Source organism: Candidatus Binataceae bacterium (assembly GCA_035508495.1).
Lineage (GTDB): Bacteria > Desulfobacterota > Binatia > Binatales > Binataceae > JASHPB01.
This window is the reverse complement of sequence record DATJMX010000021.1, coordinates 72660-90488: the sequence shown is the minus strand read 5'-3', so window position 1 is coordinate 90488 and position 17829 is coordinate 72660. Positions and strand designations below refer to the sequence as shown.

Genomic DNA, 17829 nt, shown 5'->3' with positions numbered 1-17829 from the left:
GATGCCGGCGATAACCATCCGTTTACAGAAGACGTCCGCCGCCGTCGCATCCGTCGCGATGCTTATGATGCTCATCGCCGGATGCTCAACAACGCCGTCCCCTATGCCTCAGCCGGCAGCGGTCGCGTCACAACCGGAGAAGCCCTGGTGCGCGTCGTCGTGTCCCGAAGGTTATCGATGCTCCGCCGTTAAAGTCGCGGGCATGCTGACAGGGCTCTGCGTTCAAGGACCGACGCAATGCACGAGCGACGCCGACTGCCTCAAGGTGTCGTCGATTCCCGGAACAAAGCCAATCCGCTACGTCTGCGACAAGCGCTCGGGCGGTTACCCCGACAAGACCGGCGGCGCGACAAGTTCAGATCGCGGCACCTGCATGCCCGATCAATCGACGGCGCTCGGCGTGCAGTGATTGCTTTCTTCGATGACTTTCGGGATGACGAGAAAGCGGCCCGTTCGCCGTTAACATCTTGTTGGCCTTCTATCGCTCCCAGAGCCGTCGCGCTCTCCCTTTACACTTCTTCGCTTTCGTGCGAATTTCGCGCACCGCGTCAATCTACGAACGGCGACGGCTCATTGATGTTTCGTCTTACGGCAAATGCCTGGCTTGAGTATCTCCAGCAACTTTCCAGTCTGCTTCGCGACCCGGTTTACTACGGCGTCGGTGTGCCGCACGGCCATGGGGAGCAGGTCCTGCTGATTCCGGGCTTCACCGCCGGCGACTGGACGCTCGGCACGATGGCGCGATGGCTCCGGCGAATTGGTTACCGCGCCCACCTTTCGGGCATCGACCTCAACGTCGGATGCCCCAAGCGCAAGGCCGAGCTGGTCGGATGGCGCGTCGCAAAGATCGCCCACGACAGCCATTCGCGGGTCGCGATTATCGGCCACAGCCTCGGCGGCGTGCTGGGCCGCGCGATCGCGTCGATCGATCCCGAGTACGTGAGCCGCGTGGTCGCGCTCGGCTCGCCGATTCGTTACGGATGGGACAGCGTGCGTGATGAAGTGCGCCCCACTCTAAATGCCGTGCAGGCGTTCTGGCAGACGATCCAGTCAGCGCCCGAGGAATGCGGCACGTTCGAATGCTCCTGCGGTATCGCGCGGCGCGTATTCGCGAAGATGCCGGGTGCGGTGCGCTTCGACTCGATCTACACGCGCACCGATGAGATCGTCTCGTGGCAGGCTTGTCTGGCTGACGACGGCCCGAATCACGAAGTGAGCGGACTCCATTCGAGCCTGATCGCGAATCCCGCGGTATATCGCCTGCTCGGCGCGATTCTGGCCGAGGCCAAGTCGAACCACGCCGCGGCTTGACGCGCGCACCGTTCCGCGCCATTCCACATCTGAGAGGTTTCACAATGGCAATTCGCGATTTTGCACCAACCCGCGACGGCCTGAAGCTGCGCTACGAGATTCGCGGCTCCGGCGAACCCGTCGCGCTCATCATGGGCTTCAGCGGCTCCGGCCGTTCCTGGGGCGAGGACTTTCTGGCCGCGATGGAAAAGCGGTTCAAGATTTTCATGATCGATAATCGCGGCACCGGCGAGAGCGACAAGCCCGACGTCGAGTGGACACTCGGCGACATGGCGGCCGACATCGCCGCGGTGCTCGATCACGCCAAGACGCCGCGCGCGCATATCTACGGCATCTCGATGGGTGGGATGATCGCGCAGGAGTTCACCCTCGCGTATCCCGATCGCGTGCGCGGCCTGGTGCTCGGATGCACCAACTGCGGCGCTTCGAAATCGATCCCGGCCGCTCCCGAAGCCATCATGGCGCTGATGCCCGATCCGAACCTCTCGCCCGAGGACCAGGCGCGCCGGGCTTTCTCCGCGGCGTGCGGCAAGAAGTTCCTCGCTTCGCCGATTGGCCAGGAAACGATCACGCGGGCGCTTGCCGAGATGGCGAGCTATCCGATCACGCCGATGCATACCTATGCGCGACAAGCGCAGGCGATCCAAAGTTTCGACAGCTTCGCGCGGCTCGGCGAGATTAAGCGCCCGACACTCGTGATTCATGGCGATGACGACGCGATAGTACCGGTCGCAAACGCCGATGTCCTGAACCGCGCAATCGCCGGCTCGCGCCAGCACATTATCGCGGACGCGGGTCACATGTTTTTCTGGGAAGCGCCCGAAGAGTCAGCAGAAGTCGCCGGCGATCTTTTCGCCGCCGTGAAATAGCCGGAGGATTACGCGATGGCATCCTACGAAACCGTCATCTACGAGAAGCTTGAAGATAAGATTTTTCGCCTCACGCTCAACCGTCCTGAGAAGCTCAACGCGCTCTCGCAGAAGCTGCTCAAGGAAGTTGATTCGGTGATGGACGAGTATGAGACCAACGCCGACGCGAGCGTGCTAATCATCCGCGGCGCGGGGCGCGCGTTCTCGGCGGGCTATGATTTGCAGGGCACGCAGCAGCCGGGCTCGGGCTTCACCGTCACGAGCGATCGCTTCGGGCTCAACAAGACGATCGAGCGCTGGCAGCGCTTATGGTCGATCAACAAGCCGACAATCGCGCAGGTTCACGGCTATTGTCTCGCGGGCGGCACCGAGTTCGTTGGCCATTGCGATATCGTGTTCGCAAGCGAGGACGCGCAATTCGGCCATCCCGCCGGGCGCTCGCTCGGCATCCTGCCGACGCTCTCGATGTGGCCGCTGCTCATGGGCCCGCGCAAGACCAAGGAATATTTCTTCACCGGCGACTACATCAACGCACAGGAAGCGCTCGAATGGCATCTTGTCAATCGCGTGTATCCGAAAGACAAGCTCGAGGCTGAGACGCTCGCGTATGCGCGCCGGGTCGCGATGGTGCCGGCTGAGCTGCTGACGCTGCATAAGGCCGCGGTAAATCGCTATGTCGAAATCCTGGGCATCCGTGCCGCAGAGCAATCGTCGGCAGACATCGACGTCATCGCGCATCAGACCGAAACGGTGAAGGCCTGGATGAAGGCCAGCCGCGAGAAGGGGCTCAAAGGCGCACTCACCGAGCGCGATCGTCCGTTCGCCAGGAAGGCCTGAGCAACTCCGATCGCGCAGATGGTGCGAATCGGGACATCGGGATTCAGCTACAAGGAATGGTGCGGCATCTTCTACCCGGAGAAACTCTCCGGGCCGAAGATGCTGCCGTTCTACGCCACGCGCTTTCCCACCGTCGAGATCAACTACACGTTTCGCGCGATGCCGAGGCGGCCGATGCTCGAGAAATGGTGCGCGGAGACGCCGGAGACTTTTCGCTTCGCGCTCAAGGCTCCCGAGCGCATCACGCATACGGCGCGGCTCAAGAACGTCGAGAATGCGACTGACTATTTCGTCGAGACGGCGAAGGTGCTCGGCGATCGCCTCGGCCCGACGCTCTTTCAGCTTCCTCCGCAATTCAAGAAAGATCTGCCGGTGCTGCGCGATTTCCTGGCGATGCTGAATCGGCGCATCGAGGCGGCATTTGAGTTTCGCAACAAGTCGTGGCTCGAAGACGACGTCTTCGCCGCGCTCGGCGAAGCCGACGCCGCGTTATGTATCGCAGAGAGCGACAAGCTCGCGACCCCGGTCGTGCGCACCGCGAAGTACAGCTACCTACGCCTGCGCAAGGAGAATTACACCGACGACGAGCTCGCCGAGTGGGCCAAGCGAATCAAAAAACTCGGCAAAGAATGCTCGCATGTGTACGTCTATCTAAAGCATGCCACCGCCGCGCCGGCATTGGTGGAGAAGCTGACAGCGCTCGTCGGGAAGTAGCTTTTTCATGCCCGGATCTTCTCAATAACCTCGCCCGCAAAGCGGGAGAGGTCGATGCCGTAGCGGAAAAATCTTACTGACCGGATCGGCAAGCTAGCGCTTCGGCGGCGCTGTCGGCGGCGCCGAGGCTGATCCCTTGGCGCGCGCAGGCTTGCCGCTCATAAAGCGGTTGCATCCGCTGCTGCCTGATACTCGAAATCGGAAGCGTTGTAATTTTTCTTCGATACACAGACCGAGCGTCGAGGCGCGCAGCGTCGCCGCAGGTTCAATCTGCCACCATTTGCATTCCTTGCAGAGGCCCCACTCGTCAGCCATAGGCGTTTGAATCTCCTTCGCACGACAGAACAGGCAAAGTGCATGCCGATTGTGCGGACGATCCACTTTGAGTCCGCGCCGCCTCGCCTCTGATCCCCTCTCCCTGACCACGGAGAGGGCTAGGGTGAGGGTATTCTGCATCTGAAATCCCTGAAGGAAAAATGATCCGGGCGACCCTCACCCGGCGCCGCGATGCGGCGTCGACCTCTCCCTGGTCAGGGGAGAGGGATTTCAAGAGCGCTGGCTCGGAGGTTGTGAGATCGAAGTCAACGGCTACGCGAACTTCAAGCCCGTTGCGATTTCGAGAGCGGCGAGCGCCTGGGCTTCGCTCACTACTTTGATTGCCGTCATGCCGAGTTGCGCTGCGGGTTTGCAGTTGATGCCGAGGTCGTCGATGTAAACGCACGCCGCGGGCGCGACAGCGAGCAGCTCGCACATCATCAGGTAAACTTTGGGATTCGGCTTGCGCACGCCGGCCTTCGAGCTTTCGATGATCGCGTCGAAGTGCTGCATGATCGCGAGCGCCTTCGAGCCGCCCTCCACCGTAGTCGCCATGCTCGAGCCGTGGCCGTGCTGCATGTTGTTCGTGATGCATCCGACCTTGAAGCGGCGCTTGCAGGCGAGCAGCGCCTCGACCATCCGCGGCCGCACTTGGCCCGACAGCAGCGGCAGGATTTCTTTGCCTCGAACTGGATAGCCGAGGGCGGTCGATTCCGCGAGGAACAGGCGATCGAATCCGTCGCGATCGATCTGGGAACTTTCGAAGAGCGCCCATGCGTTCGCGTCGGGATTGGTCGAGTTGATCGTGCGGATGAAGTTGGCGGGCAGGCCGCGCTCAGTCTCGAATCGATTGAACGCCTCAAACGGCGAGCTCGTGAACACGCCGCCAAAATCCCAGATTACTGCCTCGACACTCACTTCGATTCGCGCTCCTGTCGCTCGTTTATAGGGCCATCATCACGGCGCCGCCGATCACGATCAGCGCCCCGCCCAGCATCGTGCCGCGCGCCGGCAGCTGATGAAAGACTGCGGCCGCGATCACCTGCGATACGACAAAGAACACCACGATGTAAACGCCCATCAGGCGCCCGAAATCGAGGGTGCCGAGGTTGACGATGATCCCATATGCCGCAAGCGCCAAGCCTCCAGCCAGAATCCAGAAGCGCAAGCCATGGAGGCCCATTCGGATGAGCGCGTCGCCACCGGCCTCAAGCACCGCCGCGCCCACAAGAATCGCAAGAGTCAGAACAATTCGCATCTCCTCACCATCACCAGGTCATTGGTCCGGCGATTCTAAGTAACCCGCCGAAGCCAAGCTATTGGGTTCGTGCAATCTGCATCGAAAGCGCCGACTGACTGCGACGAGGCTTTCCGTTCTTGCACTCGCGCAACGCATGGCGTACGTCGCAAATAGAAAGGGATTAGTTTGGCAGATCAGGTTTTGCGCGCTCCCGTCGCGGCGACACCCGTCAACGAGGTTGCGCCCGCCGGCAAATGGCTGGTCGCAGCGTCAGTGATGATCGGCACCTTCCTGTCGGTGATGGACGCGACGGTGGTCAACGTCGCGATGCCGCACATGATGGGGTCCTTCGGCCAGGACTTGCTCACAATCACCTGGGTATCGACCTCCTACAGCATCGCCGAGATCATCATGATCACGATGTCGGCGTGGTGGACGACCGTACTCGGCCGCAAGCGGCTGTTTATCTTCTCGATGGTGCTGTTCACTATCGGTTCCGTACTCGCCGGTACATCGAAAACCTTCACGCAGATGATCTTCTATCGCGTGCTGCAGGGCATCGGCGGCGGCAGCCTGATGCCCTGCTCGCAGGCGATCGCGCGCGAGACGTTTCCGCCGGCCGAGCAGGGCATGGCGATGGCGATCTTCAGCATGGGCGTGGTGCTCGCGCCCGCAACCGGTCCCGTCCTCGGCGGATGGCTGGTGGACAATTACGGATGGCAGTGGGTGTTCTACATCAACGTGCCGTTCTGCATCATCGGCCTCCTGATGGTGAGCGCGTTCGTCCACGACCCACCGTATCTGAAGCGCGGCGTGACGAAGATCGATTGGACCGGGATCGGGCTTCTAACCGTCGGTCTGACCACGATGCAGATCGTGCTCGAGCGCGGCGAGGAAGTGGACTGGTTCGCCAACAACTGGATCGTGATCGGATCAATCATCGCGGCGCTGACGATGGTCGGGCTGGTCGCGTGGGAGATGCTCGCCGACGAGCCGGTCATCAACTTTCGATTGTTCCGCAACGTGCCGCTGAGCGTCGGGTCGGGACTCGGGATGGTGGTGGGCTTTGCGCTGTTCGGATCGAGCTTTCTGCTCCCCCAATTCACGGAAACCCTGCTCGGCTATCCCGCGTATCAGGCCGGCATGGTGCTGATGCCGCGCGCGGTCACGATGATGCTCGCGATGCCGATCGTGGGCCGGCTCTACAATCTCGTCAGCCCGCGCATCTTGATCGCCGTCGGGATCGTCGCGCTGATCGCAGGATACTACCAACTCAGCCACTTCACGCTTTATGTCGGCTTCTGGAGTTTCATGCCGATACTGATCCTCACCGGAATCGGCATGGGCGCATCGATGGTGACGATGAGCACGGTCTCACTGAGCACGATACCGCGCTCATTGATGACGGGCGCGTCGAGCCTTTACACGCTCTCGCGGCGCATCGCAGGTAATATTGCCTATGCGATGCTGGCGACGTTGCTGGCGCGCCGCTCGCAGGAGCATCACTCGGACCTGGTCGATGTCGTACGGCGCACTAACCCGACCTTCCGCACGACTGACGCGCAATTCCAAAGTTTCCTCGGCAATCACGGTATCGCGTCGACGCCCGGCCGCCGCGCCGACCTGGTGATGATGAATAATATCGTCAGCCGGCAATCGACGATGATGGCCTACAACGATTGCTTCTGGCTGATGGTACTGATGCTCGCGGTGATCATGCCATTTCTCTACCTGCTCCCAAAAGAAGGCACGCCCAGCGTTCCCGAGGCGCACGCGGAGTAGCGGCTCTTCGTAAACACTATTCAGCGCCAGTGGAATCGGAATGACCAACGAACGCCGGGACATCAAACTTCCCTTCCCGTGCGGGAAGGGAAAGAGGATTAGGTTTTCTTTTTGCTGGATCGAAGAAACCAGACAACGACCTAACCCCTAACCCCTTCCCGCACGGGAAGGGGAATCAGAATCAAAACGCAATTCATATCACTGAACGCAAGAATGGTCGTTCGCCGTTGCATTGTTCATTTGGCGCGCTCGGCAGGCTAGAGTCGGATAATTGCTGAGCGGCGTGATGCAGGTTATGGATGCACGCGATAACTGACCCCGCGCTTATCGCGGAGTGGATGACGGCGTGGGGTTATTATGGAATCTTCGCCTTCGTTTTCGTCGGCAATCTCGGCATCCCCGTTCCCGAAGAAACAGTGATGCTGGCCGCGGGCTTTCTGGCCGGACGCGACATCCTCGACATCCGCTATGTGTACGCAGTCGTGTTCGTGAGCGCCGTTATCGGCGATTGCACGGGCTTCCTCATCGGTCGCACCGCGGGGCAAGCCGTCGTGCAGCGCCTCGCCGATCGTTTCAAGTTCCTGCACGGACGCTACGAGCGGCTGCAGGTCTTCTTCCAGGTTCACGGCAGCAAGGCCGTGTTCATGGCGCGCTTCATCGCGGGCGTGCGCTTCATGGCGGGCCCCATGGCCGGCGCGTGCAAGATGCCCTTTCTGCAGTTCCTCGGCTGGAACATCCTGGGTGCGATGGTATGGTGCTCGGTGATCGTCACCGTGGGTTACCTGCTTGGCGATGAGCTATACCTACTCGTGGCGCGCACCCATCAGGCAACGCGCTGGATCGCGGTGGGCGCCGCAGTCCTATTGGGCCTGGTTATTCTGGCATGGTGGCGCGAGCGCCATCATACGGTTCCCGGCCCTGAAGCGTAACGCACTCGCGCTCATCGCGGTCGCGGCTCTCATGCTCGCGGCATGTGATCGGACTCCGCAGATTCCGTCGCTCCATTATCTGCCGGGATTCGTTCCCGGCTCTGAAAATATCTTCGAGCCGAAAACCATCGCAGTGATACCTACCCACGGCCTCGACGCATCAGACAAGATAGTCGCAGGCGGCGTATATGATCAGAACGGCAACCTGATCGAGTCGGTCGTCGTCGGCGGCATCGAAAAATCAATCACGGCGGGACTTGAGCGATCGCTCGCGGACGCCGGGCTCCATCCCGTAGCGGCGAACGATCATGACGCCGACTTCGTATTAAGCTCGCACCTGATGTCCGCGGCGATAACGAAGCAGTTCGGCGCGGAGCAAACCGTGCACGGCCAATATTTCACGATGGACGCGGCCGTGACGATCGCATTCGAGTTGCGAGATCGCGCGGGCAAAGCCGTGTTCAGCAAGACGATCACAGGCAGTGAGCACGAGCCGCCCAAGCCCGTCGGCCACGAAGTGTTTTTCCCGCTCGAAACCGATCCTGTCGAAGCACTCTCCGTCGCGATGTCCCGCACGATCGGCGGCCTCGTCGTCGATCCAGCCCTCGGCGCGCTGATGCCCGCGCGTTCAAGGCCCCGGCAGTCGCCCGCGCCGTAGATTGCGCTGACGCACCAAGGCGGACTAGCGTCGCCTCATAAACCTTGGAGGATTTTTCGATGGCGCTTCTACCCTATGTCGATGAAAGCAAGGCTCCGGAGAAGACGCGCGAGATATTGCGTCGCGGCAACGTCACGCTCAACGTCGCGCGGATGATCGCCAACTCCGACGCGGCATTCTATCCATTCTCGATGCTCGGCAACTCACTGCTCACGCGCTCAAAGCTGAACGGCAAGCTGCGCGAGCTCGCGATCCTGCGCACCGCGAAAGTCAGCCACAGCGTCTATGAATGGACGCAGCACGTCCCGATCGCCAAGAGCACCGGATGCACCGACGAACAGATCGCGGCAATCGAAAGCTGGGAAGGTGCAAAGTGCTTCAACGACGTCGAACGCCTGGTGCTGAAGTTCACCGACGAGGTAGCGCGCAATGTCAAAGGCAAGCGCGAAACCCTTGATGCGTTGAAAAAGCACATGGGCACCGCAGAAATCGTCGAGCTGATCCTGTCGATCGGCTTCTGGGGCATGGTCGCCCGCGTCCTCGAAACCGCCGAAGTAGATCTCGAAGACTTCGCCGGCAAGGTCGATCTGCTGAAGGCATCATTTACGCAGCGATGAGAGCTTCATGCCGGTGAGGTGCCGGCGGGCGGGATTTTGTCGCTCGCCGATCGCCAGATCCAGTAGGAGTAGGCGAATACCCCGATTAGGAGCGACAACGGGATCAGCAAAGCTTCGTAGACATTCCAGGGCGATGGCAGGGCGCCGCTTATCATCAATGCAAGACCCGCGATGATGAACATCCATCCTCCCGCACGATGGGTTTTGTCCCACGCGGTTTTGCTCGACATGGTCCACGGCGTGCGGATGCCGACGAACCAGTTGGGCCGCACTTTGCCGAGCACATTACCCACCAGGATCATCATCACGCCCACTATCATCGGGACCACAACGCCGATCGCGATTGGGCAACCATGATAGGTCAGCAGCATCACGGTATAGAGAGCACCGATGGTTGCGATTAGTCCGATTCGCAGCGTGCCGAATGCTGCCGCAAACAACTCGTAGTTTCTACGGCCCGGGTCGATACGCGGGATCCAACGCATTGCAGCGTAGATCACAAGCGCGATGAGCGGCTCCATGAACAGCGCTTCGAACTTACCGCCATACGCGTCGACTTGTCCTGCGGCGTTCCAATGCACCGGCAGTTGCGCTGGCACGTTGGGCCAGGTGAGCGCCCCCCGCCACCAACATCGCGGCGATGATTATCAACTGCGGAAACTCAACGCGCCATTCGGTTTTCATCGTGGCTCCCCTTTGGAGGCTCTACGCCCGCGACGGCCGGGCGAGGGCGGGCGCTCCGCTCCTGCGGGCTTTGGCGTCAGCCGTGATTTTCTTTTCGAGCTGAAATCCACCAGCGTGCTGAGCGCGTCTTCGAAAGCGGAGGTGCTCAGGCTGTAAACGATCCGGTTGGCGTAGCGCTCGATAACGACGAGGCCCGCATGCTTGAGCACGTTGAAATGACCGGAGAGCGTCGATTTCGCCAGCGGAAAATGGTCGGCGATTTCGCCCGCGGTCATGTCACGCTCGCGCAGCAGCGCGAGGATCTTGCGTCGCGTCGGATCGGCCAGCGCCTGAAATGTCTCCGAGATTCCCATTTCGCTATTTCGCTAATCACCGAAATAGCACTAGGCGCGTCATTCTGTCAAATGCGATGACCATCAGCCATGATCCGCCCGCGACGCGGCGGATGACGCTTCTGGGTGAGCGAATCAGTGCGCGGGATTCAGCGGCGTCAGTTGATAGATTGCCATCGCGCGGCTTTCGCCTAGCGGCTCGATCTTGAATGATTGCTGCAGCGCGTCGAGCTCGTGCTTCAGCGTATCGGCATAGGCTGCCGATTCCGGCGCCGCCAGCACGAGCAAAACTGGGGCGCCTCGGCTCGCGCTCGTCAGCGAGTCGAGGACCGGTTGTGACACGTTGTCATTGGCGAACAGGATCGCCGGCGCCGCTCCATTCCATCCGGACGCCTGTTTCTCGTAGAGCCGGCGCAAGTGATAGTCGGTGAAGCGCTCGCCCGGGTCGAGCGCATTCATCCCGATGAATCGGCGCGATTTGCCAGGCAGATACAGCTCCATGAACTGGAGCGAGATATTCGTGACAATCGTCGCATCAGGCGGCACCGACTGATTGAGCGTCTCGAGTGCCGGCACCATCTCCGATTCCGCCGGATTCGCCGCGAGTCGGCTACCTCCTTCAGTGAGCAATGAGATAACGAGGAGCAGATCGAGCAACAGGATTCCCACTGCGCCCGCAGTTGAGGCCGCATTGCGCCGCGAATTTCCGAACGCAGCCCGCATCCATCGATTGCCCGCGGTGATTCCGTACCCCGCGCCAAGGAAGATCACGAACGCACCGGGCAGGATAAACGCGACATCGGTGAACATATAAACCGCATAGATCGCGAACAGCGCACCCAAGTACCCGAGGCCGAAGAGCACGACGCGCCGCGCCATGCGGCTCTCGCGCTCGCGAATCACGAATGCGATCCCGATGGCACCGAAAGCCGCCGCCGCGAATGGGTATATGAAGAAGCGCAGGTCGCCGCGATCGCCCAGCATTCCATCGAGGCCGAGCAGCGACGTCACGTACACCGGAATATTGCCGTGCGGATTTCGCGGCAGCGTTGGCCCGAACAGATACGCCGGGCTGAACGTGCGCCCCGCCGTGCCATAAACCTCCGGCACCCACCATCCATAGCCGCTCGCGAACACGCTCCCGAGATGAGCGCTGTTCGATGCCGCCTGGATTCCGATTGGAACTATGAATCCCGCACCGAACGCGATCAGCGCAACGAACGCCGCCAGCAGCCCCCGTTTCGGCGGCACCAGCAAGAGCCCAAGCGCGAGCCCGGCGAGCATCGTCCCGTTCGTCGGACGAATCATCACCGTGAATCCCGCGAGCAGGCCGAATAGCAGCCAGGTCGCGAGCGATCGAGCAGAAATTGAGTTGTCCTCCTGCGTCGATGCGTGCGCGAGCGCCAATGCAGCGAGGATCGTAACCGCAAGCGTCGGGACGTCGCTCAACACGAGCGTCGAGTACGTCAGAAACACAGGAGAGAGGCAGAGCACCAGCGCGGCGGCCGTCGCGCTCGCGCGGCCGAAGAGTTTGAACGCGAGCACATACAGCCCCACGATCGCGACGACGCCCATCGACATCGTGGCGAGAAAGAGCCGCGAGACTTCGTGGCCGACCATTGGAAACGCCGCCGCCAGAATGAGCGGGTATCCTTCGGGATAGCGAGATGGGTAAGAATAGCCCCCGAAATGGAGTACCGGTCCCATCCCGCGATCGAGATTGACCGCCTGTGCGGCGTATTCCAGGCCGTCCGGCCACGGCATCAGCTCGACGCCGCGTCGAGCGCCGCTGCGCGCCATAAGCAGGATCGCAAACGCTGCAATCGCCGCGACGATCGCGGCATCGATTCCGCGCAAACGCGTGGCGTCGCCGGACGTCCGCTCGTGGAGCGGTCGCGATGACGCGGAAGCGGGAGCCGCGCGGCTCACAGGTATCGTCTCCGCGCGCGACCGGAATTCCAATCGCGCTGCTGGTCGCGCTCGCCGTGCCGCGCATCGTCCGCATGCTTTATCCCGAGATATGGGTCGAAGACGACTTCTATGCGGAGAGCGCGTGGCTCGTGAGCCAGGGGATGCGCCCGTATCTGGATTTCGTTCATCCTCATCTGCCGCTTCTGGAGTGGGTCGCCGCAGGCTACCTCAAGTTGTTCGGCGCAAGCCATATCTCAATTGAGATCCTGAACGAGGCCGCGATCTACGTCACCAGCGTCCTGACCTTCGTACTCGCGCAGCGCGTCGCGTCCCGGCCGACGGCGATCCTCGCGGCAACGATGTACGCGTTCAGCTCGCTGACATTTCGCTATCATCTATATGAGCGCGAATGCTTCGTCGCGCCGCTCGCGGTCTGGGGCGCGCTTGTCGCACTCGACGACGACATCGACGAGATGCGCCAAGCGCTCATGCTAGCCGCGATTTTCCTCGCTGCGTGTGCGATCAAGCTCACGGCCGCGATTCCATTTGGCGTGATTCTCGTCTTCATCGCCACAGTCCGCCGGCGCCTCGTCGGCGCAATCGTCTCAGGAGTCGGGTTCATCGCGGCACTCGCGATCTTGTCCGCCCTGCTCTACTGGCGCTACGGTTTCGCGTTCATCTTCCAGGTTTACGCCTTTCATTTTCTGAAGGGCCGCGACACAACGGGCAGCGTCGCATGGTTCCCAACGATGATCTTCGACGTGCTGGCGCCGTTCTTCATCCTCGGATGCGCCCGCGTCATCGCCGAGCGTCTCTACACGCGCGCGCTCGCGATCGTGCTCGCGATAGTCGCGGCTGCTTACCTGTTCTTCGGCGTCCTGAGTCCGACGGCGTGGGGGCACAACTACCTGGAACCGCTGCCGTTTATCGCGATCATCGCCAGCCTCGGCCTCAAGCTGATGCTCGATTCGGTGCGGCAACTCGTCACGGCCGAGGAGGTTACGCGCTCGCGCTTAGCATGGGTAATCGGCGGCGGGCTACTGATCGCGATCTGTCTTTTTTGGCTGACTCCCATCCAAAACGAAAACTGGCTGCATGGCAGCGCCTATGGCTTCGGCTTCATCCCGCGCGAGGAGATCGATCGCCTGGGAGACGCGGTGCGCAAGGCGTCTGGACCCGACGACGACGTGATCGCGCCGTCCTTCGTATGCTTTCAGGCAAATCGCCGCGAGCTGATAAGGTTCCCAGAGACCTACGGCGTTTATCGCGAAGGGCTGGCGGCGCTTCAGAGCGAAGGCTTCGCCGCGGCGCGCCAGCAACTCGGCCGCGCCGACTTTTTTCATCTCATCGAATCGACCATGCATTACTGGACCGACGAGATGAAAGCGGCGATCGAATCCGGCAAGGTCAACGTCGTCGTCAACGATTCTCCGGTGCAGCTCCTGCCACTGGTGCTGGTTCCCGATGAACTCCTGGTCAAGAATGGCTTTCAACCAGTAACCGAAACCGAGCACTTCATAGTCTGGCAACGTGCCACCTCTGGTAACCATAAGTGAACAGTTCTACAATGTGTCAACTTTTGGTTCCGAGCGGGAAAGAGGGGCATGGTTCGCTCGCCGTCATATCGGAAACTGCTACTGGCTGGGGCCCTTGCCTGCTTCGCGATGGGCGTCGGAGGCTGCGCGCTTAACGGAGGTTCGCCTTCTCGCGCATCGCCTCAGACCGCCGCCGTCTATCCGCCTGGAACCGCAATTCCGCCCTTATCAGCGAGCCGATATCGCAGCGATGCCCCGAAAACCTACTCCTCAGAACTGCCGGCGGTCGCGGCTGATCCGATTGGCTCAGCGCACCCTGACGACTCGGGAAGTGTGACGCAGGTGGCGTTCGCCTGCGTTGGAACCGCTCCCAAGGATCTCTCGGTGCAGCCGGGATTCACGGAATTTGGCCTCGCCGCATGGGATTCTGGCAAGGCGATCGAAAATCTAAAGCAATCCGATTTCTCTGTGACTGCCGACGGAAAAACGATTCCAATCGCGATGTTCAACGGCTCCAGCCCCGCCTATTCGATCGTAATACTAGTCGACACCTCCGGTAGCATGACGCCGAAGATACCCTGGGTGCGAGAAGGCATCGCACATTTCATAGCGAAATTGCCTTTGCAGGATGACATCGCGTTATTTGCGTATTCAGCTCACGCATATTTGCTGCAGCCGTTCACTCGTAATCATGCACTGATGCAACAAAGGCTTGCGCTGCTGCATGCTTACGGTCAAACGGCGACCTTCGACACGATCATGCAAGCGATCGGAGTCCTCAATAAGGAAAGCTCCAATCCGAAACGCGCGATTGTTCTGATCACTGACGGCATGGATAACGCCAGCCGGTCGAATGCTGCCGAAGCTGGCGCCGCGCTCAAGAAAAATGATGTATCGTTTTTCGGGATCGGCATCGGAGATCCTTCGCCATCAGCCGGACCTTCGTTTTCAATTGGCCCATTCGCGCTACCGTCATATCGCGACGCAGACCGCGTTGACGCCAAATCCCTGCAATCGCTTGCAGATGCGTCGGGTGGAAAGTCCTTTGTGGTGAACACCGCCGGGACCGACTCTGCCACCGATGATTTCTCGTCAGCTCTTGATCAGGCGACCATGTCGCTCGGAACTTCGTATTCGATAGGAGTAATTCAACCGACGCCGATCCATCCTGAAGATCCTGTTCGCTTCGCGATCAAAGACCATCCTGACGCGAAAATCGTCACGTGCGAGGCCGCGCGGCCCACGTCGCCGTCCGTCGCATCGGCTGCGCAATAATGGCTCGAATCACATTGTCGATAGCTCTCTGCGTGATGCTCGCGGCATGCAGCGGCGGCGCGGCGAGTATCCTGCCTGAGCATGCGCAGCAGGTGCTCTCGGGCACGCCGGCGTCGTCATCAACGCCCGCACCTGTCGTCGAAACGGCGCCCGATACTTCGGCGCCGGAATGGCTCACGCGGGTGAATCAGTTCCGCACGATGGCTGGGCTCGATCCGATCACCGCCAATAACAAAATGTCGGACGACGACACCGCGCACGCTCGCTACCTGGTCAAGAATTATTCCGCCGGCAAAAGCCCGAGCCTCGAGATGCACAGCGAGAGCCGCGGCAACCAGTGGTACACGGCGGAGGGCTACGCGGCGGCGCGCACCAGCGACATCATCCCGCCGGGCGGAATCGAACTGACGGACAGGCAGGCAATCGACCTCTGGATCGCGGGGCCGTTCCATCGTTTTCCGATTCTGAATCCGAAACTGACCGAGGCCGGCTTCGGCAGCTTCGATGAAGACGGCGTGTCCGCGATCGCGATGCAGTTGCGCAAGCCCAACGCTCTCGAAGATCCCAACGCGCCGTCGCCGACGCATCGATCGATGATCCGCGAAGAATCGAGCACTGACACCGAGACTGACACGACGAATCAACGAGTGGTGCAGTTCCCGCCGCCGAACTCGACCTTCCCGCTGGCCGCGTTCAGCAGCACCGAGTTGCCGAATCCGCTCGCCTCATGCCCCGGCTATGTGACCCCCACCGGATTTCCGATCACGCTTCAGCTCGGAGGCACAGCGTCGGTCAAGCTCGACTCCGCATCGGTCACGTCCGACGGACAACCAATCGAGTCGTGCGCATTCGACAGCGCGAGCTATCGCGCCAGTGACGAAGCGCAAACCTACACCGGACGCGCCGTTCTGACCTCATTCGGTGCAGTCGTGCTGATCCCGAAAGAGCGCCTACATTCCGGCAAGACCTACAACGTCGCCATCGTCGCAAACGGCAAGCCCTACAACTGGACGTTTGCGATCGGTAACCATGGACAGCGCCAATAGATTGAAAAGACTCGCCTTGGTTGCGATCGCGATTGGCCTCGCAGGATGCGCGATTCAATCGCAACCGCCCGCATCGCCGCCGACGCAGGCGGCCGCGCCTCCTCCGCTCAAGCTCTGCGCGTTGCTCGACGCGCCACCCAAGGAAATCGCCGCGAAGCCCGGCTATGCGCAGTATACAGTCACGGTGATCGACGACGACGGCCAGGCGGTCGACGGCCTCAAGCAATCAGACTTCCTCGTATCGGCCAACGGTCCGACCCTGCCGGTAGAATACTTCCGCGACGACAAAGACGCGATGCCTGCGTCCATTGCAATTATCGTCGACACATCCGGAAGCATGCGCTCCAAAGTAGCTTCCACTGGCAACAGCAAACTCCAAACCGTGACCGACGCCCTCAGGGCTGCGTCCGCGAACCTAAGCGCTTGCGACGAAATTGCGTTGCTCGTATTTGCTCCGACCGGGGATCTGATTTCAAACACCAAAGTTATCGTCGCGGAGCCTCTGTCCACGAATCACCAGGCTTCTATGAACAGGCTTGATTCGATGACCCCGTACGGCCGGACGCCCTTGTATGACTCGAACCGCGAGCAAAGAACGCGTGTATGTCCACACCTGCAAAGAATTGCTATCCACGAATTGACGATCACATCGCGAGGTGAAGGCGCGCGAGGATTTGCGGGCCGTGATGGATCAGAATTCGCGACAGCGCGAAGATGAGGCCGAAAAAGGCGCCGAAGATTCCGCCGTTGACGCGAATCCAGTCCAGATGTGTGCGCGTTTTTGATTCGATCTGGAACCTGATCTGCTCATCGGACAACCGCGCGAGGTTTTCGCGCACCATGTGCGAGATCTGACCGCGACTTGAATCAACGGCGCGGCGCACGATCTCGTCGATCATCCGGCGCGCCATCTGATGCGCGTAGCTCTCGGGATCGTGGAGCTGACGACCGAACTCGTGGATTGCGTCCTCGACCGATTCGATAAGCTCCGGATCGTTCTGCAGCTCGGGGAGGCGCCGGCGCAGGTTGGCCGCGATTCGCGCGGGCAGCGACTGCGCACCGAGCCGGTTCATCAGCGCATAGATGCGCGTGAAGGTCTTGGGAAGAGCCTTGCGCAGCGCGATCTCGAGTTGCGCACGCCGCTCAGGTGACTCGAGATACTCGATGATACGCTCGATGATCCGCTCTAGACCCGCCTGCCCCAGGATGTCCGCGAGCTTGACCTCTTCGAGATAAGTGCCGAGGCGGGTGACGAGATTCATCTCGCTCAGGCGCTGGCCGATCATCTGCGGGGTCAGCCATTCGTTCTCGATCGTCGCCGCGATTCCATCAACGAGCTTTTGCCGATTGCGCGGCAGCACTCCCGAGTTGGGCAGATACCATCGGCGCTCGAAGATCATCTTGAGCGCGATGTAATCGCACAGTCCGCCGATGAGCGCCGCCTCCGCGATCGAGACCGCGACCTCGGCCGACTGACGGTAGCGCGTGAAGACGAGTATCGCGCCGCTCGCGAGGTAGATGACGAACGAAAAGGCGAGCGTCAGGTCGCCCTTGTGCGACAGCATGAACTCGCTGAAGCCGCCCTCGGCGACAGCGCGCGCGGATGCGATCGGTTCCGATACCTGCTCTGGATGCGATGTGCTCATGATTTTAGGCGGGCGCACTAGGCCCTTGATCGAGGATACACCGCCCCGATCGTGAGATAACTGCCGCTGGAATCATGCAGGCGGGCTCGCTATACAGCGGATGCTTGATTTCGCCAAGTTTCGTAGAA

20 protein-coding genes and 1 pseudogene are annotated in these 17829 nt (G+C 60.9%); 13 read left to right on the top strand and 8 right to left on the bottom strand.

The window, feature by feature from the left end:
• Position 1: 1 nt before the first annotated feature.
• The 5 genes from VMA09_06710 (at position 2) to VMA09_06690 (ending at position 3731) form a co-directional block, all read left to right on the top strand.
• Entirely contained in the window at positions 2-409 is a 408-nt protein-coding gene (locus tag VMA09_06710) for a hypothetical protein (GenBank protein HUA33277.1), read from the top strand.
• A 167-nt stretch (positions 410-576) separates the two neighbouring features.
• A complete protein-coding gene (locus VMA09_06705) occupies positions 577-1311 on the top strand; it encodes an alpha/beta fold hydrolase (GenBank protein HUA33276.1) in 735 nt (244 codons plus the stop codon).
• Between the two features lie 44 nt (positions 1312-1355).
• A complete protein-coding gene (locus VMA09_06700; protein HUA33275.1) occupies positions 1356-2180 on the top strand; it encodes an alpha/beta hydrolase in 825 nt (274 codons plus the stop codon).
• 15 nt (positions 2181-2195) lie between these two features.
• Positions 2196-3017, top strand: a complete 822-nt coding sequence (locus tag VMA09_06695; GenBank protein ID HUA33274.1) for an enoyl-CoA hydratase-related protein — start codon at positions 2196-2198, stop codon at positions 3015-3017.
• 18 nt (positions 3018-3035) lie between these two features.
• Positions 3036-3731: a DUF72 domain-containing protein gene (locus tag VMA09_06690; GenBank protein ID HUA33273.1), complete on the top strand. Its 696-nt coding sequence runs from the start codon at positions 3036-3038 to the stop codon at positions 3729-3731.
• 93 nt (positions 3732-3824) lie between these two features.
• Here VMA09_06690 and VMA09_06685 read toward each other — a convergent pair whose 3' ends face one another.
• The 3 genes from VMA09_06685 to VMA09_06675 form a co-directional block, all read right to left on the bottom strand.
• Complete coding sequence (locus tag VMA09_06685) at positions 3825-4046, bottom strand: hypothetical protein (protein ID HUA33272.1); 222 nt, start codon at positions 4044-4046, stop codon at positions 3825-3827.
• A gap of 273 nt (positions 4047-4319) precedes the next feature.
• Positions 4320-4964: an HAD-IA family hydrolase gene (locus VMA09_06680; protein HUA33271.1), complete on the bottom strand. Its 645-nt coding sequence runs from the start codon at positions 4962-4964 to the stop codon at positions 4320-4322.
• Between the two features lie 25 nt (positions 4965-4989).
• The gene (locus VMA09_06675) at positions 4990-5304 is read right to left on the bottom strand and encodes a hypothetical protein (protein ID HUA33270.1); all 315 of its coding nucleotides are present in this window, start codon (positions 5302-5304) and stop codon (positions 4990-4992) included.
• Between the two features lie 168 nt (positions 5305-5472).
• Here VMA09_06675 and VMA09_06670 point away from each other — a divergent pair, with 168 nt between their 5' ends.
• From VMA09_06670 to VMA09_06655, 4 genes are all read left to right on the top strand, one after another.
• Complete coding sequence (locus VMA09_06670; GenBank protein ID HUA33269.1) at positions 5473-7068, top strand: DHA2 family efflux MFS transporter permease subunit; 1596 nt, start codon at positions 5473-5475, stop codon at positions 7066-7068.
• Positions 7069-7367: 299 nt separating this feature from the next.
• Entirely contained in the window at positions 7368-7997 is a 630-nt protein-coding gene (locus VMA09_06665; GenBank protein ID HUA33268.1) for a DedA family protein, read from the top strand.
• A gap of 31 nt (positions 7998-8028) precedes the next feature.
• Positions 8029-8655: a hypothetical protein gene (locus VMA09_06660; protein HUA33267.1), complete on the top strand. Its 627-nt coding sequence runs from the start codon at positions 8029-8031 to the stop codon at positions 8653-8655.
• Between the two features lie 59 nt (positions 8656-8714).
• Entirely contained in the window at positions 8715-9272 is a 558-nt protein-coding gene (locus VMA09_06655) for a carboxymuconolactone decarboxylase family protein (GenBank protein HUA33266.1), read from the top strand.
• 5 nt (positions 9273-9277) lie between these two features.
• Here VMA09_06655 and VMA09_06650 read toward each other — a convergent pair whose 3' ends face one another.
• From VMA09_06650 to VMA09_06635, 4 genes and pseudogenes are all read right to left on the bottom strand, one after another.
• Positions 9278-9574 carry an SdpI family protein gene (locus VMA09_06650; GenBank protein HUA33265.1) on the bottom strand — a complete coding sequence of 99 codons (297 nt, stop codon included), beginning with the start codon at positions 9572-9574 and terminating at the stop codon, positions 9278-9280.
• Between the two features lie 213 nt (positions 9575-9787).
• Positions 9788-9889, bottom strand: a pseudogene (locus VMA09_06645) (DUF1648 domain-containing protein).
• Between the two features lie 63 nt (positions 9890-9952).
• Positions 9953-10309, bottom strand: a complete 357-nt coding sequence (locus VMA09_06640; protein HUA33264.1) for an autorepressor SdpR family transcription factor — start codon at positions 10307-10309, stop codon at positions 9953-9955.
• 114 nt (positions 10310-10423) lie between these two features.
• Complete coding sequence (locus tag VMA09_06635) at positions 10424-12145, bottom strand: glycosyltransferase family 39 protein (GenBank protein HUA33263.1); 1722 nt, start codon at positions 12143-12145, stop codon at positions 10424-10426.
• A gap of 41 nt (positions 12146-12186) precedes the next feature.
• Between VMA09_06635 and VMA09_06630 the strand changes: the two genes are divergently transcribed.
• The 4 genes from VMA09_06630 to VMA09_06615 all read left to right on the top strand — a co-directional run bounded on the left by VMA09_06630 (position 12187) and on the right by VMA09_06615 (position 16773).
• The gene (locus VMA09_06630) at positions 12187-13755 is read left to right on the top strand and encodes a glycosyltransferase family 39 protein (protein HUA33262.1); all 1569 of its coding nucleotides are present in this window, start codon (positions 12187-12189) and stop codon (positions 13753-13755) included.
• Positions 13756-14118: 363 nt separating this feature from the next.
• Positions 14119-15009 carry a VWA domain-containing protein gene (locus tag VMA09_06625; GenBank protein HUA33261.1) on the top strand — a complete coding sequence of 297 codons (891 nt, stop codon included), beginning with the start codon at positions 14119-14121 and terminating at the stop codon, positions 15007-15009.
• Complete coding sequence (locus VMA09_06620) at positions 15009-16055, top strand: CAP domain-containing protein (protein ID HUA33260.1); 1047 nt, start codon at positions 15009-15011, stop codon at positions 16053-16055. Before VMA09_06625 ends, VMA09_06620 begins: the two co-directional genes overlap by 1 nt.
• A gap of 121 nt (positions 16056-16176) precedes the next feature.
• Entirely contained in the window at positions 16177-16773 is a 597-nt protein-coding gene (locus tag VMA09_06615) for a VWA domain-containing protein (GenBank protein HUA33259.1), read from the top strand.
• On the opposite strand, the gene VMA09_06610 is transcribed toward VMA09_06615, so the two are convergent.
• A complete protein-coding gene (locus VMA09_06610; GenBank protein HUA33258.1) occupies positions 16700-17701 on the bottom strand; it encodes a DUF445 family protein in 1002 nt (333 codons plus the stop codon). The two genes, VMA09_06615 and VMA09_06610, sit on opposite strands and share 74 nt — an antisense overlap.
• Positions 17702-17829 lie beyond the last annotated feature (128 nt).

Bases quoted from the DNA above. Each gene is read 5' to 3' on its own strand.
- VMA09_06660 (HUA33267.1), top strand. From the start codon at position 8,029: ATGCTCGCGGCATGTGATCGGACTCCGCAGATTCCGTCGCTCCATTAT.
- VMA09_06695 (HUA33274.1), top strand. From the start codon at position 2,196: ATGGCATCCTACGAAACCGTCATCTACGAGAAGCTTGAAGATAAGATT.
- VMA09_06700 (HUA33275.1), top strand. From the start codon at position 1,356: ATGGCAATTCGCGATTTTGCACCAACCCGCGACGGCCTGAAGCTGCGC.
- VMA09_06675 (HUA33270.1), bottom strand. From the start codon at position 5,304: ATGCGAATTGTTCTGACTCTTGCGATTCTTGTGGGCGCGGCGGTGCTT.
- VMA09_06665 (HUA33268.1), top strand. From the start codon at position 7,368: ATGCACGCGATAACTGACCCCGCGCTTATCGCGGAGTGGATGACGGCG.
- VMA09_06690 (HUA33273.1), top strand. From the start codon at position 3,036: ATGGTGCGAATCGGGACATCGGGATTCAGCTACAAGGAATGGTGCGGC.
- VMA09_06705 (HUA33276.1), top strand. From the start codon at position 577: ATGTTTCGTCTTACGGCAAATGCCTGGCTTGAGTATCTCCAGCAACTT.
- VMA09_06640 (HUA33264.1), bottom strand. From the start codon at position 10,309: ATGGGAATCTCGGAGACATTTCAGGCGCTGGCCGATCCGACGCGACGC.
- VMA09_06650 (HUA33265.1), bottom strand. From the start codon at position 9,574: ATGATCCTGGTGGGTAATGTGCTCGGCAAAGTGCGGCCCAACTGGTTC.
- VMA09_06655 (HUA33266.1), top strand. From the start codon at position 8,715: ATGGCGCTTCTACCCTATGTCGATGAAAGCAAGGCTCCGGAGAAGACG.
- VMA09_06710 (HUA33277.1), top strand. From the start codon at position 2: ATGCCGGCGATAACCATCCGTTTACAGAAGACGTCCGCCGCCGTCGCA.
- VMA09_06620 (HUA33260.1), top strand. From the start codon at position 15,009: ATGGCTCGAATCACATTGTCGATAGCTCTCTGCGTGATGCTCGCGGCA.
- VMA09_06630 (HUA33262.1), top strand. From the start codon at position 12,187: ATGACGCGGAAGCGGGAGCCGCGCGGCTCACAGGTATCGTCTCCGCGC.
- VMA09_06610 (HUA33258.1), bottom strand. From the start codon at position 17,701: ATGAGCACATCGCATCCAGAGCAGGTATCGGAACCGATCGCATCCGCG.
- VMA09_06685 (HUA33272.1), bottom strand. From the start codon at position 4,046: ATGGCTGACGAGTGGGGCCTCTGCAAGGAATGCAAATGGTGGCAGATT.